Origin of the sequence: Gemmatimonas sp., from assembly GCF_031426495.1 — a bacterium.
Lineage (GTDB): Bacteria > Gemmatimonadota > Gemmatimonadetes > Gemmatimonadales > Gemmatimonadaceae > Gemmatimonas.
The window spans coordinates 1-15,097 of record NZ_JANPLK010000080.1 but is presented as its reverse complement, the minus strand read 5'-3'; the positions used below and the strand labels follow the sequence as shown (position 1 = coordinate 15,097).

Below are 15,097 nucleotides of genomic sequence, written 5' to 3'. Positions count from 1 at the left end.
GAAGCAACCAGGCGCACATTAGAGTCCTCGCCCTTCCTGTTCGCTCTGCCGGAGCCTGCCGCTATGTCCGCTCGTCCCAGCCGCGTCGTGCGCGGAACCCTCGCGATGTTGTGTACGCTGTCGCTTCTCGCCTTCGAGCGCCACGCCGACGCGCAGAGCACGAAGACAGCCGTGCTCCGCCGCACGCTCGACAGTCTGTCCGCCGCGCACCGCGGTGTGGTCGGATACAGCATCACGAATCTCGAGACGGGTGAGCATCTCGAACAACGTGGCAACGAGACATTCTCCACGGCCTCGCTGATCAAGGTGCCGATTCTCGTCACGCTGTTCGATTTGGCGGAAAAGAAGCAGCTCACGCTCGACGATCCCATCGTGCTCACGGAGATCGACAAGGTTGGCGGTGCGGGGCAGCTGCAGAATCTGCGCACCCCGCTCACGTTGCGCCTGTGGGACGTGGCCTATCTCATGAGCACGCTGAGCGACAACACGGCCACCAATCTCGTGCTCGATCGTATCAAGATCCGGCGCGTGTGGCAGAAGATGGAAGCGCTTGGACTCGCGCACACGAAAGTGCACAGCGGCTCGATGACACGCATCGCGAGCGTCGCACCCGACAGCTCGGCCAAATACGGACTGGGCGTGACGACACCCAATGAGATGGCGCAGCTCTTTGCGCTGCTGGCGCAAGGTAAAGCGGTGAGTACGGCAGCAGACTCGACCATGCTTCGCATCCTGGCCGATAATCAGGACGACTCGAAACTGGCCCGGTTCACCTACGGCACACGCCTCGCGCACAAGAGCGGCGATGTGGATGCCTCACGCACCGATTGTGGTGTGTTCTCGCTGCCAGCGCGCGTCGTTGCTTGTGTGCTCACGAAGGAAAACACGGACACGCGCTATTGGGTGGACGCCGAAGGAAACGCCGTGATCGGTCGGATCGGTGAAGCGATCGTTACCGCGTGGAAGTAGCCTGATGGGGACGAGTAGAGCTGCGTTGGCGCGTGTTGTGCTGCCAGACACGTCTGCGCTCGTCAATGCGGCGAGCCCGGAGATCGTCTTCGACAGGGAGGGGTTCATGAATCGTTTCAGCATTCGCAGCCTGAGCATCGGTGTGGCACTCGGGCTTGCTTCGGTCGCCTCGACGGCGGCAGCGCAGACGTACAGCGCGACGCTGAACGGGGCCAATGAGTCACCGCCCGTCGTGTCGGCAGGCACCGGCTTCGCGCTGTTTGTGTACAACGCGACGAATCGCACGCTGAGCATCAATACGTCGTTTTCCGGACTCACAGGGAACGTCACGGCAGCGCACCTGCATTGCTGCACCGCGGTCGCGCTCGCCGGAACAGTCGGCGTGGCGAGTACCACGCCGACGCTCGCGGGATTTCCCAGCGGTTTAACGAGCGGGACGTTTGGGGCCCTGCTCGATCTCAGCTTGCCCAGCTCGTGGAACGCCGCCTTCATTACCGCAAACGGTGGAACGACAGCCACTGCCGAAGCCGCGTTTGCAACCGGCCTGAACGCCGGCAAGGTCTATTTCAACATCCACACCACGACGTCTGGCGGCGGTGAAATCCGCGGCTTCGTCACCGTCGTTCCCGAGCCGTCCTCAGTGCTGCTGATGGCCGCCGGCTTGGCTGCCGTTGGCCTCATGGCCCGCCGGCGACGCGGAGTTCTTTCCGCACCACGAGCTTAAGACCCGACCACACCTCGTCGACGGCGCACACTTTCACGTCGACGAAGCCCAACGGAAGCGCCACGGCGCGTACGGTATCCTCCGTGATATCCGTCGCGACCTTGGCGCTTTTCTTTGGCCATGACACCCAGATCACGACGGTGTCCGGAAGCGCGGTGCGCCACGCGGTGAGTCGTGACGCGAGTTCAGCGCGCTCGGCCGTGAACAGGTGCACCACCTGCGCCGCCGGTGTGAGCCGCGACAGAAAGCGCACCGACGACGGCAGCGGGTCGAGCAGCGTCTTGTAGTGCGACGGCTCGTGCACGACATGCACCACGGTGCCCTCCACGATGCCCAGTTTCTTCGCCAGCGGTGTACCGGAGTAGCCAGCCACACGATCTCCACGTTGGTTTCCCCCAACTTGTGACGATCCCCGATTTCCGCGAGTTATTGGGCATGTCCACGCCTGAGGCCACTACGGCCGACGCCACGATTATCCGACGGGTGCTGGCCGGAGACGTCAACGCCTTCGCGTTGATCGTTGACCGGTACCACGCCCGTTGTCTGCGCGTGGCGACACATCTGCTGGCTGACTCCGACGACGCCGAGGACGCGGTGCAAGACGCGTTTGTGCGCGCCTACCGGCATCTCGGGAGCTACCGGCCCAGAAGCAGTGGTGACGACAGCGGAGGCGACCGCTTCGGGGCGTGGCTGCTGCGCATCCTCGTGAACCAGTGCCGCACGCGGTCCGCTCGCATGGCCCGCTATGCACGGTTCGATACCGAACTATCTGGGCAGCGCTCGGGCGTGCCCGCCGAGCTCGCTGCGGAATCGGACCACGAAGCCGCCGAGCGACGCACCGATCTCGCCCAGGCGCTCGCTCTGCTCAGCCCCGAACACCGGGAGGCCGTGGTCCTGCGCTTCGCCGACGAGTTGAGCTATGAAGAGATGGCGTCAATCACCGGGGTCGGCGTGTCCGCCCTCAAGATGCGCGTGCAACGCGCCTGTACCCGACTACGCGCCCTGCTCGCGGAGCACCTCCATGCCTGAGTCTCATGACTGACCAGATCCCTCCCTCGCTTCCCGGCTGGGCGATCGACGCGCTGCGTGCACCGGTCACGAGTCGGGGTGGCTCGCCGGAGTCCATCATGCAGGCCGTCCGTCGGTTCCCCGCTCCGCGTCGGTTGTCCGCGCCGGCCGCAGTTCGGGCCTCACGCTGGTTGCGCCGCGGCTCGCTCACCGGCGCCGGCGGCGTGCTGCTCACCGTCATGCTCGCCTTCATGGTGTCGGTGCATCGCGGTGACCAGCTCGCCGTGATGGCGCAGCTGCAGACGTCGGCCGTCGTCCTCGGCGACACCGTCGTGCCGGCCGTCGGCGCGCCTGACTCGCTTGGCGCACGCCTGCTCGACACCCTACGGATCGTGCAGTTCGCCATTCGCGGACCGCATATCGGTGCGGCCGAAGTGATCGGCACGTTCAACGGCTGGCATCGCGGTAGCACCGCTATGGCCAGCGATTCGCCGCAGGCCGACGAGTGGCGGGCGCGCGTGCTCGTGCCCCGCGATGCCCTCGACTTCGCCTTCGTCGTGAGCGACGCCAGCGAAACCCCGATGCGTGAGCGTGTCATCCCGGCCGCACCGCTCCCCGCGCAGAACTGATTCGCCACACTGATCGCCGACGCGCGATCGCCCTTTCTCCAGACACAACGCATGCTGCTTCACGCTCTCCGCTCGCGCGGGGCCCCCGCTGGCTGCGCGCTGTTCGCGCTGTGCACCCTGTTGGCCGGCTATGTCGACCTGTGGCGCGGCGGCACCGACCTGGCCGCGGCGTTGCTCACCCTTGGCTACGTCGTGTTCGTACCGATCGCGATCCTCGTAGCCGGCAACGCATTCGGATCCGATTCACCCGAGGAAGACGCGCCGCCGTACCGCGCGGCGGCCGTGGTCTCGCTCGCGGTCCTCGCGCTCTATGCGTTCACGCTCGCGCCCACCACGGCGATGTGGGACGCCAGCGAGTACATCGCCGCCGCCAAGGTGCTCGGCATTCCGCATCCGCCGGGGAATCCGATGTTCGTGCTGCTCGCCCACGCGTTCGCGCAGGCGACATCGCTGCTGCCCGTATCGCTGACCTACGCCGCGCGGGTGAATCTGCTGGCTGCCACCACCAGTGCTCTGTCGGCCGGTTGCTGGTTTCTGGTGGCGCATCGCTCACTGCGCGGGTTCGACATGCCGCGCGTGCCGCGACTGGTCACCGCTGCTGCCGCCGCGTGGATCGGTGCCACCGCCTTCACGGTGTGGAACCAGAGCGTCGTGAACGAAAAGGTGTACACGGTGGCGATGCTCGGCCTCGCGGTATCCGCGTGGTGTGCACTGCGCTGGCACGACACGCGCAACAATGCCTTCCTCGTGCTCATCGCCTATCTGTGCGGAATGGGCTACGCCAATCACCCCGCCGGCTTTCTGCCCCTACCAGCGGTGGGATTGTTCGTCCTGCTGCGCCGTCCGGGCACGTTGCTGCGATGGCGCACGCTGAGTGCGGCCGCGCTCATGATGAGCATAGGGCTCACGCCATTTCTGTTTCAACCCATTCGCGCCGCGCATCGCCCGGTGATCAATGTGGGTGAACCCACCGCCTGCGTCGGCGCGCCGGAGCTGTCGTGTACCTTCAGCGCCGAAACGTGGACGAAGCTGATGTCGAACGTGAGCCGAGAGCAGTACGGCGGACACAACGTCGCCGTGCGTCAGGCGCCGATCGGCGCACAGTTCGGTATGTGGTGGCAGTACTTCGAATGGCAATGGATGCGCGACGCGTGGCAGCAGCACCCGCGAGCGCAACAGCTGCTCGCGCTGGGCGTGTTGGCACTCGGCGTGTTCGGTGGTGTGCGTCATTTCCAGCGTGACCGCGCCTCGTTCGCGTTCGTGGCGCCACTCATCTTCACGCTCACGCCCGCACTGATCGTGTATCTGAACTTCAAGTACGGTGCTTCACAAGCACCGGATCTTGGCGACAGCGTGAACCGCGAAGTCCGCGACCGTGACTATTTCTACTTGTGGAGCTTCGCCACCTGGAGTGTGTGGGTGGGCATGGGCCTTGGCGCCTTGTGGCAGCAGCTGTCCCGGCGAGCCACGTGGGCGCGCACCAGTGTCGTGATGTCACTGGCGTTGGTGCCGCTGCTGGTGAACGGCGGGTCTGCCTCGCGGCGCGGACACGAATTCACGGCGCTCTGGGCGCGTGACCTGCTGCAGTCGGTCGAACCCAATGGCGTGCTGATCACCAACGGCGACAATGATTCGTTTCCCGTCTGGTACGCGCAGTTTGTTGAAGGCATACGTCCCGATGTCACCATCGCGCTGGTACCGTATCTGAACACGGATTGGTACGCACGACAGCTGCTGCAGCGGCCACCCGTGCCGTACGACGGCAGTGGTATTGCGGCCTATCGGGCCTTGAGTACGACCGTGCCGGCCACAGCGTTCGGCGCACTGACCGCGGCCGAGACCGACGCCGTTCCGCCGTATCTGCAGCTGCAGGAAACGGCAAGATTTCAACACGCGGGCATCGATGCCGTCATTCCGGCGGGCTATCTCACACGGGATCAGTTGATGGTGCTGCAATTCATCAAGTCCACATTCCCCGCGCGACCCATTCACTTCTCCATTGGCGGCTATCCGCGCGGCATTGGTCTGAACGACTACGTGGTGACACAGGGGCTTACGCAGCGACTGCTGAACGAGCCAGCTGCATCGCACCCGGAGTACATGGCCTATCCCGGTGGTCATCTCGACCTGGAGCGCACGCGGGCGTTGTGGCAATCGTACCGTGCACCAGCCGCCTTGCTGGCTCAGGGTGAATGGGTGGACTCGCCGTCGGTGTCCATTCCGGCTGCCTACGTCATTACCGGACAGCTGCTGGGCTTTGGTTCGCGGGCGGCCGGAGACAGCACGACCGGTGACGCAGTGCTGCGGCAGGTTGACCGCCTCACACGCGCCGCCGGGTTGGAGCGCTAGTGACCCGCGCGGTCGCAGCTCTCAATCGAGCAGCAACAGCGTCTGGCCACCGTCGTGCACGATGCGCATGACCTGATCCCGACCTTGGGCATTCGAGATGGTGTGCACCGACTCGCACCCCTGCATGCGATGACTAAGGTGCTCACCGAGCAGGCTCGATGCACCGAACATCAGCGAGACGCTGCGATCGTGCTTGTCATAGGTGGCGCCGACCAGCGGCATGCCGTGCCCCAGCGACTGCGCGCCGAGATCGACACGATCCATCTCGATGCTGCAGGAGCGACCGGCGTTGCGCGTGGTGAACGCGTTAAGCTCGGCGTCGAGCACGTCGAGCGCATACGTGCGCGTCTGCTGCTTGGCCGTCGCGTTGGCGCGAGCCGCGGCGATGGTGCGCGCGCGTCCGGGTACGCACAACACCGAGCACGGCGCCGAGCGTATCAGGTCCGTGGTCACGCTACCCAGCACCATCCGACGCAGGAAACCGTAGCCGTGGGTAGCCGTGACCACGAGATCGGCCTGAGAAGTCTCGAGATACTCGAGCAGACGCGCCGACGGACTGCCCTGCAGCGAGACAGTTTCCACGATGAAGCCGCGCGGCTCAAGATGCTCCTTCAGTAGAGCGAATCCTGTGGCGATCTCATTCGTGTACCCATCCACGATGGCCGCGTTCGCCGCATCGGGTTCGCTGAGCGTGGGACCCACGTGCACCAGCCGCACGGTGGCCGGAGGCGCAATCAGGCCCATGGCAACCTGTGCCGCATAGAGACTGAAGGCGCTGAAGTCGGTGGCGATCACCACATTCATCGGCGGCGTGTCCGACCCCGGTTCGACGGCCAACACCGGCGTATCGCCCAGTTGCAGCAGCCGCAGCACCGATTCGCCGCCGAACACCCGGGCGAGCATGGAGTGCCGTCCGCGACCAACGATGATCACGCGCGCATCGATCGCGCGCGCATCTTCCACAATCTCCGTGAGTGGCTCACCTACGCGCACCCGCACGGGCCACGCCGTGCCAACGGGCGTCGTACGCCCGATTTGCCGGTCGATCTCCGACTGGCGACCGTCCAGGAGATACGGCTCGGCCTGCGTCCAATACGGGACGGGCTCGTACGCATACATCGGCATGGTGTTCGGCCGCAGGGCGCTCACGACTTCCACCGATGCATTCAGCGATGCAGCGAGCAGACGCGCCATCGGAAACGCGGCATCGGAGGCGGACGAGGTATCGGTCGCGATGAGAATCGGCCCCGCCGGGGCGACCGTCGGCGCGAAGGTGTTCAGCAGGTCGGTCGCACGACGAGTGTTCGGCGCATGGGTCGGCATTGCCGGCTCCGGTAAGGGAGAACGTGAAAGAACAGCTTGCGTCACGTGGCTATGCGCTGACGATCAGGTTGTCGATCACCAAGTGCACACCCGCAACGGTCCATGCCGCGCGCTCAGCCGCGTCGCGTTCGGCGGAGGATTGAATGACACCCTGCAGAATGACCGTTCCGCCAACCGCCTGCACGGCGATGTGCGTGGCCTCGTTCACCGCGGTGCGGAGCAGCGCGTCGGCAATACGCAGTCGCACGGCATCGGCCAGGGCCGTCGGCTCCACCAGAATGTGATTCTCGACGGAGCGCACGCCGTCGAGGAAACGCACCGCACACTCAGCCGCCGCGCGTTCGTAGTAGAACGACGTGCGTTTATCGAGGACTACCGTGCCGCCACGCACGCTCGCGACCACGCGACCCTTCGGCACATGGGACGCATCGCGCAGCGCGCGCGTCGATGCCGCGAGCAACTCGCGATCGTCACGGGGGGTGTACGTGCGATCGGCGATCAGGCTGATCTCCGCCTCTACGCCGTTGTCGAACACCGTGCGCTGTACCAGTGCGGGTGACAAGAGTGGCGAGAACGGCTGTGCATCGAACGGTTGCGGCATTGAGGTAGACATCAGGATCTCCATCGGGACGTGCGGGGAGTGCATCGCGGACGCAGAACTTCAGGTCGCTGCCTCGGCTCGTCTGCCGGGCGAACGCCTCACACGATGCCGGATACTACGCCGGCTCTCGGTGCAGGAGGTTGTTATCGAGCGCGATCCGCACGTAGTCGCTGCGATGATGCACGCCCAGTTTCTCGTGAATGCGATGGCGATACGTGTCCACCGTCTTCACCGTAATGCCCAACTGCTCGGCAACTTCCGGTCCGCTGTAGCCGCGCGCGATGCGCTCGAGGACCGTGCGCTCCCGTGCGCTCAGCACGTCGAGACACGAACTCCCCAGAGGCGCTACCAGCGGCGGCGTGCGGAGTCCCGTGGCCAGCGCTTTGGCGGTCGTTGGCAACACATAGCTCATGCCGTCAGCGACCATCTCGATCGCTTCGATCAGCTCCGTGAAGGAGGCGCTCCACGGCAAATACCCGTACGCGCCAGCGCGGAATGCCTCGAGCACTTCGTCGGGGTGCTGCGCGCCGTTCAGCACGATCACGTGCGGCCCAAGGGGTAGCGCTGCCAACGCCGCGACTTGTTTGATCACGGCAGCCGCGTCCGGCTCGGCGGACAGCAGCACCACCTGCGCTGCGCGATGCGTCGCGTGGCTGATGCACTGCTCGAGTTCGGACGAATCACCGACCAAATGAAGGCGCGGATCTCGCGCCAGCAGCGCGGTCAGCGCCTGCCGGGAGAGTTGATTGCGATCCAGCACCGCGATTCGAATGGGCTCGCCAGTGAAGCGGGCCCCACGGCGACGTATCGCGTCACTCACCAGCGCAGCGGCCAGTGCGTCCGGTGATTCCACCGGAAGGTCGCGTGTCACACGTGGTCGCGGCGAGACATTCCGTATTCGAGTGCGCACATCCACCTCCGTTGTCCCCAGTCTGCGACGACTGAACCCGATACGTTATCGGGGGTTCCCCACTCCTGCTGTCGGGAGAATGCCTGTCAGCGAAAACGCTCCGGACCGCTCTTGCCGTACATTTCTGTCCATGACGACGCCTTCCTCAACGCTACTGCGTCAGCTGTTTCCGGCGTGGGAGTTCTTCGACGTGGCCCGCCTGCCACCCACCCTCCAGCTCAGACTGCTTTTCGGCAACGGTACGACGAGCCCGTGGGACCCTGTGGTTCGCCCAGCGCCCCGTCGCTGGTGGCACGTGGTCTTCAATCCTGCCGGCACGCAGACGCTGGCCGCCCAGACGCTCGTTGAGCGATGGTACACTGAGCTGGTCGAGCTCGGAGAACGGTCGGCCGCCTGCCAGGAGTCGCTGGCGCTGGTGACCGCGTTGGCCGAGAACGCATTGGCCAGCAACGCGTTGGCGAAGTCGGCCGGATACGACGGCTGGCAGCTTCGGTTGGTCGTTACCGACGATGAGGATGGCGCCATGGACGTCGTGTACGAGAGCGATTGCCTGACGCGACCGAACGCTCGTGGGACCTCGTGAGCGAACTCCCTGCCCTGCTTACCACCACCATTGTCTGGATGTGCCGCCTCGCGGCGCTGGCGGCCGCGGTCAACGCGCTCGAACTGCTCGCTGCGTGTCAGGCGCTCTCCGATCGCGGCGTGTGGCGGGCACCGTTCCTCTCTCAGCAGTGGGGCATCTGGCGGCGGCTGCTCGGCCCGCGCGCGTTCACGTTGGTACTCATGGCGCAGCTCGCGCTTGCCGCGATCCTGGCGGTTGCACCGGGCACAAGCGCAGGGTGCGTCGCCGCTGCGGCGCTGGCGTTCACCTCGTGGCTTGCAGCCCTGCGTTTTCGCGGGAACGTGAACGGCGGCAGCGATGCCATGCTCTTCACCGTGCTCGGCGGGCTCGCTGTGGCGCAGCTCTCCAACGTGGCTGGCGTCGTCCACGAGGGCGGCGTGCTCTACATCGCCGCGCAGCTCACGCTGTCGTACGTCCGCGCCGGCATCGTGAAAGCGAGGGAGCCCAGCTGGTGGAACGGACAGGCGCTGTCGGCCTTTCTCTCGCTCCCGGCGTATGGTGTACCGGCCTGGGTGCCGCGTCGCATTCCGAACGACCTGCCAGCGCTACGCGTCGCGTCGCTGGGCGTGATTGGCTTCGAATGCCTCGCCCCGTTGGCGTGGTTCGATCCCATTGCCTGCCTCGCGGTCATCGCCGCGGCGTTCACATTTCACGCGACAACAGCCGCACTCTTCGGACTCAATCGGTTTCTCCTGGCGTGGAGCGCGGCGCTCCCCTCACTGTGGTACGCGGTACACCGCGTGAGCTAGGACGCGAGCCACTCCTTCCACAGCTTTTCGTCCACGCCAACGCACACCTTGTTCTGGAACCGCACGAGCGGCTGCTTCAGAATGAACGGCTCCTCGGAAAGGATACTGAGCCAACGCTCCTCGCCGTACAGCGCCTGACGCAGTCCAAGATCGAGAAAGCGCTTCGACGTGCGATCAATGATCGCGTCCACGCCGAACTTCTGCGTGAAGCGCTTGAGCTCTCCGATCGACGCCGGTCGTTCCGCCAAGTCACAGAAATGCACCTTGATGCGGCGCTCCTGAAAGAAGCGCTGCGCTTTACGCGTATCGGCACTTTTCTTGGTGCCAAAAACCTGGACCACGGTTTCCATGGTGTGATTTCCGAGGGGAAGCTATTTGGGGGTGAGCGTGTGGGCGACTAGCGGAAGCGGTGCGTGCGGAGGTGCCGAAGCGGTACTTCAACCGGACGACCACACGTTCGCACCCAAATTACTTCCGGTGCGAGATCACACGGTTGCCCCCGTGGCCTCCGCGATCTTCCGTTTTTCATCATCGAACGCGCCTTCACTCCGTGACACGACCAGCGTCGCGACACCGTTGCCGATCAGGTTCGTGATCGCGCGCGCTTCGGACATGAAGCGGTCCACGCCAAGCAATAGCGCCACGCCTTCTACCGGCACCGTGCGGGTGGCGGCGAGGGTGCTGGCCAAGACGATGAAGCCCGAGCCTGTCACGCCGGCGGCGCCTTTGCTGGTCAGCATGAGAATGCCAAGCAGTGTGAGCTGCTGGGTGAGGCTCAAGTCCACCTTGTACACCTGCGCGATGAAGATCGTGGCCATCGACAGGTAGATGCTCGTGCCATCGAGATTGAACGAATAGCCGGTGGGAATCACCAACCCCACGATGGGCTTCGCGCAGCCGTACTGTTCGAGCTTGATCAGCATGCGCGGTAGCGCGGCCTCGGAACTCGACGTGCCGAGCACCAGGAGAATCTCGTCCTTGATGAAACGCAGGAACTTCCAGATCCGGAAGCCATAGGCGCGGCAGATCAATCCGAGCACGACGAACACGAACACGGCCATCGTGGCATACACGTCGAGCATCAGCCGGGCGAGCGGTACGAGCGTCTTGAGTCCGAAGGCACCGACCGTGTATGCCATGGCGCCGAAGGCGCCGATCGGCGCGAGCACCATGACCATCGAGACGATCTTGAAGAACACGGCCTGAAATCGCACCAGCAGATCGGCGATGTCGCGTCCCGCATCACCCACCGCCGTGAGCGCGACGCCGAAGAGCACCGAGAAGAACACGACCGGAAGCAGTTCTCCGCTTGCGAACGCGGCCACGATGTTGCTGGGCACGATGTGCAGCAGAAACTCGAGCGTGCTCTGTTGCGCACCGGCCGTCGTGTACTTGCTCACGTCCCCGAGTTGCATCGTCGAGATGTCGAGGCCGGCGCCGGGCTTGGTCACGTTCACGATGATCAAGCCGATCGCCAACGCCAGCGTGGACACCAGTTCGAAGTACAGCAGCGCCTTGCCACCCACGCGTCCGAGCTTGCGGAGATCCGCCATGCTCGCGATGCCGTGCACAATCGTGAGGAAGATGATCGGCGTGATCACCATCTTCACGAGATTGATGAACGTGTCGCCGAGGGGCTTGAGCGACTTGGCGGTATCCGGGGCGACGACGCCCAGCAGAATGCCAAGCGAGACGGCAACGAGCACCTGAAAGGTCAGGTTCCTGAGGAGGCGCGAAATCACGTGGGGGGGTGACAGGGGAAGGAACCTTGCCGAACACTCTACATATTGTCTCCATGTCCACGACATCGCGCCCCTATCGGCCAGCTTGGTGGCTTCCGGATCCTCACAGCGCCACGCTGTGGGGGCGGATCGGCCGCCGGGAGCCCGCGCTAGCCGTCCGTGTGGAGCGCCGGGACACCCCCGACGGCGACTTCGTTGAGATCGCGCGATTGGAGAGCGCCGAGGGTGCAGCGGCTCCCCGACTCCTGCTATTTCACGGGCTCGAGGGGGGCATGCACTCCCATTACGCCCGCGCCATGTTCCGCGAGGCGAGTCAGCGGGGGTGGGCGGCCGATTTGCTGCTCTTCCGCACGTGCGGCACCGAGCCGAATCGGTTGCCGCGCAGCTACCACTCCGGCGAGACCACCGACCCCCTGTGGGTTGTCGAGCAGATTTCCCGCGAATTCCCCGACGCGCCCCTCGGCCTGATGGGCGTCTCGTTGGGTGGCAATGTGCTGTGCAAGCTACTCGGCGAGTTCGGCGACGTGCTTCCGGAGCAGGTCGTGGGCGCGGTCGGGATGTCGGTGCCGTACGACCTCGCCAGGGCCTCTCGCCATATTGGACGGGGGTTCGGTGCGATCTACGAGAAGTTCTTTCTCAAGTCGCTGATCCCGAAGGCGCTGACCAAGATTGACCGGCATCCCGAGTTGGCCCCGCTGCGCCGGGTACAGAACGCCCGCACGCTCTGGGAGTTCGACGACGCCTTCACGGCGCCGCTGCACGGCTTTCGCGACGCGGCCGACTACTATGCCCGCGCCAGTTCTCTACCGTATCTGGCGCGGATTCAGCTCCCGACGCTCCTGCTCAGCGCGGTCGACGACCCGTTCCTGCCGTCCGACGTGCTGGAGGAGGTCCGACACGCGGTTCGCGAGAACGATCAGGTCGAGCTCGAATTCCCTGCGCGCGGGGGACATGTGGGCTTTACCGCCGGCCTGCGCCCGTGGAATCCGTGGTACTACGGCGAGTGGCGGGCCGCCGAGTTCCTCGCTGCCCGGATGCAGCGATTCGTGCGCGCGACCCGATAGCCAACAGCCATACACATCGCCACACCGATCATGAATCGACGCGCGCTCACGCTCTCCGTGGCCCTGTGGGCCGGTTGCCTCCTCAGTCTTTTTCCTCGGCCAGCACTCGCGTCACGCCGACTCCCCGACTCGCTCACCGTCATTCACGCCGGCACCATGCTCGACGGCCGTGGCGGGCGCCTCAACAACGTGTGGGTGGTGGTGCGGGGGCGTCGCATCGAGCGGGTGAGCACGAGGCCCGTTACGCTCTCGGGCGCGACCCGCATTGAGCTTGGCGCGGCGACGCTGTTGCCCGGGCTGATCGACGCGCACACGCATCCCGGCTGGTATGTCGACAAGCAGGGTAAGCGGAATTCCCCGCGCAGTGGTGATACGCCCACCGAGGCTGCGCTGGCGCGGGCCGGCAACCTGTACGCCACACTGATGGCGGGGTTTACCACGATCCAGAGCATCGGTGGACCCGAAGACAGCGAGCTGCGAGATGCCATTTCCCGAGGCCGCATTCCGGGGCCGCGATTGCTCACCTCGCTCGCGCCGATCAACAGTACGCGTCCGTCGCCCGATTCCATGCGCGTCCTGGTTCGCGGGCTCAAAGCACAGGGGGCAGACCTGATCAAGCTCTTTGCGTCCAGCGGCTTGGGCGCGGGCGGTGCGCAGACCCTGTCCAACGAACAGATCGCCGCGATCTGCGGCGAGGCGAAATCACTCGGATTGCGCACGCTGGTGCATGCGATCAGTGCGGCGAGCGTGAGGGCTGCAGTCCTCGGTGGGTGTACCCAGATCGAGCATGGGATCTTCGTCACCGATGCCGAGCTCACGCTCATGGCAGAGCATGGCACCATCTTCGATCCGCAACTCTGTCTCGTGTTCCAGAATTACATCGACCATCCTGACGCCTACAGCTTCACCGACTCCACACTCGCACCACTGAAGGCGGCCATCCCTACGGCCAGCGCGATGTACACGCGCGCGCTGCGCGTCCCGAAGCTCAAGATCGTGTTCGGCACTGACGCGGTGGCACTCGCCCACGGGCGAAATGCCGACGAGTTGCTCTGTCGCGTGAAGTCAGGTCAGTCGCCCATGGCAGCGATCATCTCGGCGACGAGCGTCGGTGCCGAAGCCCTCGGCCTCGGCGACCGCATCGGCAGCATTGTGCCGGGCTACGAAGCGGACCTCATTGCCGTCGATGGCGATCCGTCCCGTGACATCGGCGCGACGCGGCGGGTGACATTCGTGATGGTGGGCGGCGTCCGCTATCGCTGAGCTTCTCCCGGAGGCGGACCCAGCGTGTGCAGATATTGCGACCATGATGCGACGATGCTGCGACGATGACGCGACCATGTTGCGTCCATGACGCATCCAAGCGGCGACGTTCGTCAGCGCGGCCAGATCGTAAAGCGCGGCAAGCGCGTGCGGGTAAATCGGCCGCGCATGGTGCGAACGGCGGAGTCGAGCATGACCAGATCGGCACGCGAGAGTTCGAGTCGGTCCTCATCCGGCTGGTCAACCGTGCCCACCGGATAGTCCGTGAACGGCGTACGCGCTTGCTCAATGTGGGTGCCGAGGATCGCCGACACCGTGCGTGATGCCGTGAACGCGACCAAGCGCGCCGTGCTGGCGGCAAACGCCGCCGTGTCGCGCACATAGAGCCGCCCCGGATAGAACGTGTCACCCGTCAGGAGTACGGCCGAATTTCGATCGTAAAAGGCGACACTCGCGGCCTCGTGTCCCGGAATGGCGAGCACGTCCAGCATGCGACCGCCCAGATCGAATGACACCGCGTCGGTACGCTGCGCGTCGGAGCGCTGCGCGCGAAATCCGAAGAAGGCGTACACCGCCGCGCTATCGCGGGGAACGAGCACGATGCCGGCGCGGTCACGGAATTGCGCGTCGCCAGCGGTATGGTCGCCGTGGCCGTGACTGTGCGCCACCACGAGCTGACGTACAGCGCCGCCGTGCGTCGCGCGCCACGCGGTGAGCAGACTGTCGATTGGCGCCGCCACGTCGATACCGCCGGCGCCCGTGTCGATCAGCAACGCCCGCGTGCTACCGATGAGCAGGTAGAGAAACGGCTTCTCGTAGTTCGTGCAGGCGGGCTGCCGCAGGATGTAGAGGCCCTCCCGGTACTCATGTATACGGAACGTTGGGCGGGCGTCACAGGTTATGCCTCCGGCGTACCACGTGACGGGCATATCGCTCACGCGCGACCGCGACCGGGCCACCGTGCCAGCGCAGGCAACAAGGGCTAGGCTGCACGTGAACGCGTGAACCAGCGTTTTCAACCACATCGCTCTCCCGCTTAGATTTTTCTGATGCCAGGACGCTGGAGCTGGACCGATGCAGCCATCTTCATCGTCTTTTTCGTGACGATTCGCTGCGTGTTCATCTGGCTCGCCACCAAGGCCTT

Annotated in this window: 16 protein-coding genes; 9 read left to right on the top strand and 7 right to left on the bottom strand. The window is 65.0% G+C overall.

Annotated elements, in window-relative coordinates; genetic code table 11:
* The first annotated feature begins 63 nt into the window (after positions 1–63).
* Both RMP10_RS20080 and RMP10_RS20075 read left to right on the top strand, forming a co-directional pair.
* Positions 64–969, top strand: coding sequence for a serine hydrolase (locus RMP10_RS20080; RefSeq protein ID WP_310571866.1), 906 nt, complete (start codon positions 64–66; stop codon positions 967–969).
* A 106-nt stretch (positions 970–1,075) separates the two neighbouring features.
* Positions 1,076–1,693, top strand: a complete 618-nt coding sequence (locus RMP10_RS20075) for a CHRD domain-containing protein (protein WP_310571865.1) — start codon at positions 1,076–1,078, stop codon at positions 1,691–1,693.
* On the opposite strand, the gene RMP10_RS20070 is transcribed toward RMP10_RS20075, so the two are convergent.
* Positions 1,647–2,066 carry a DUF3052 domain-containing protein gene (locus tag RMP10_RS20070; RefSeq protein ID WP_310571864.1) on the bottom strand — a complete coding sequence of 140 codons (420 nt, stop codon included), beginning with the start codon at positions 2,064–2,066 and terminating at the stop codon, positions 1,647–1,649. The two genes, RMP10_RS20075 and RMP10_RS20070, sit on opposite strands and share 47 nt — an antisense overlap.
* A 62-nt stretch (positions 2,067–2,128) precedes the next feature.
* Between RMP10_RS20070 and RMP10_RS20065 the strand changes: the two genes are divergently transcribed.
* Genes RMP10_RS20065 through RMP10_RS20055 form a run of 3 tightly spaced genes read left to right on the top strand, consistent with a single transcriptional unit; the run spans position 2,129 to position 5,679 of the window.
* Positions 2,129–2,722: a sigma-70 family RNA polymerase sigma factor gene (locus RMP10_RS20065; protein ID WP_310571863.1), complete on the top strand. Its 594-nt coding sequence runs from the start codon at positions 2,129–2,131 to the stop codon at positions 2,720–2,722.
* Positions 2,723–2,727: 5 nt separating this feature from the next.
* Positions 2,728–3,330, top strand: a complete 603-nt coding sequence (locus RMP10_RS20060; protein WP_310571862.1) for a hypothetical protein — start codon at positions 2,728–2,730, stop codon at positions 3,328–3,330.
* A 51-nt stretch (positions 3,331–3,381) separates the two neighbouring features.
* The gene (locus RMP10_RS20055; protein WP_310571861.1) at positions 3,382–5,679 is read left to right on the top strand and encodes a DUF2723 domain-containing protein; all 2,298 of its coding nucleotides are present in this window, start codon (positions 3,382–3,384) and stop codon (positions 5,677–5,679) included.
* A gap of 21 nt (positions 5,680–5,700) precedes the next feature.
* Here RMP10_RS20055 and RMP10_RS20050 read toward each other — a convergent pair whose 3' ends face one another.
* The 3 genes from RMP10_RS20050 to RMP10_RS20040 all read right to left on the bottom strand — a co-directional run bounded on the left by RMP10_RS20050 (position 5,701) and on the right by RMP10_RS20040 (position 8,474).
* On the bottom strand, positions 5,701–7,002 hold the full coding sequence (locus tag RMP10_RS20050; protein ID WP_310571860.1) for a universal stress protein: 1,302 nt from the start codon (positions 7,000–7,002) through the stop codon (positions 5,701–5,703).
* A 49-nt stretch (positions 7,003–7,051) separates the two neighbouring features.
* Positions 7,052–7,615, bottom strand: a complete 564-nt coding sequence (locus RMP10_RS20045) for a BON domain-containing protein (RefSeq protein ID WP_310571859.1) — start codon at positions 7,613–7,615, stop codon at positions 7,052–7,054.
* Positions 7,616–7,718: 103 nt separating this feature from the next.
* Positions 7,719–8,474, bottom strand: a complete 756-nt coding sequence (locus tag RMP10_RS20040) for a response regulator transcription factor (protein WP_310571858.1) — start codon at positions 8,472–8,474, stop codon at positions 7,719–7,721.
* Between the two features lie 169 nt (positions 8,475–8,643).
* On the opposite strand from RMP10_RS20040, the gene RMP10_RS20035 reads away from it, so the two are divergent.
* Both RMP10_RS20035 and RMP10_RS20030 read left to right on the top strand, forming a co-directional pair.
* Positions 8,644–9,096, top strand: a complete 453-nt coding sequence (locus RMP10_RS20035) for a hypothetical protein (RefSeq protein WP_310571857.1) — start codon at positions 8,644–8,646, stop codon at positions 9,094–9,096.
* Positions 9,060–9,884, top strand: coding sequence for a hypothetical protein (locus RMP10_RS20030; RefSeq protein WP_310571856.1), 825 nt, complete (start codon positions 9,060–9,062; stop codon positions 9,882–9,884). Before RMP10_RS20035 ends, RMP10_RS20030 begins: the two co-directional genes overlap by 37 nt.
* On the opposite strand, the gene RMP10_RS20025 is transcribed toward RMP10_RS20030, so the two are convergent.
* Positions 9,881–10,234 (bottom strand): ArsC/Spx/MgsR family protein, encoded by a 354-nt coding sequence (locus tag RMP10_RS20025; protein ID WP_309671164.1) that lies wholly within the window; start codon positions 10,232–10,234, stop codon positions 9,881–9,883. The genes RMP10_RS20030 and RMP10_RS20025 overlap by 4 nt on opposite strands.
* Before the next feature lie 135 nt (positions 10,235–10,369).
* Complete coding sequence (locus RMP10_RS20020; RefSeq protein ID WP_345785834.1) at positions 10,370–11,623, bottom strand: dicarboxylate/amino acid:cation symporter; 1,254 nt, start codon at positions 11,621–11,623, stop codon at positions 10,370–10,372.
* 56 nt (positions 11,624–11,679) lie between these two features.
* Here RMP10_RS20020 and RMP10_RS20015 point away from each other — a divergent pair, with 56 nt between their 5' ends.
* Together RMP10_RS20015 and RMP10_RS20010 are read left to right on the top strand one after the other, a co-directional pair.
* The gene (locus RMP10_RS20015; RefSeq protein ID WP_310571855.1) at positions 11,680–12,690 is read left to right on the top strand and encodes an alpha/beta fold hydrolase; all 1,011 of its coding nucleotides are present in this window, start codon (positions 11,680–11,682) and stop codon (positions 12,688–12,690) included.
* A 30-nt stretch (positions 12,691–12,720) separates the two neighbouring features.
* Positions 12,721–13,953, top strand: a complete 1,233-nt coding sequence (locus RMP10_RS20010; protein ID WP_310571854.1) for an amidohydrolase family protein — start codon at positions 12,721–12,723, stop codon at positions 13,951–13,953.
* Between the two features lie 113 nt (positions 13,954–14,066).
* Here the strand turns inward: RMP10_RS20010 and RMP10_RS20005 are convergent, their stop codons facing one another.
* Positions 14,067–14,882, bottom strand: a complete 816-nt coding sequence (locus tag RMP10_RS20005; protein ID WP_310572015.1) for an MBL fold metallo-hydrolase — start codon at positions 14,880–14,882, stop codon at positions 14,067–14,069.
* Positions 14,883–15,097: the final 215 nt, after the last annotated feature.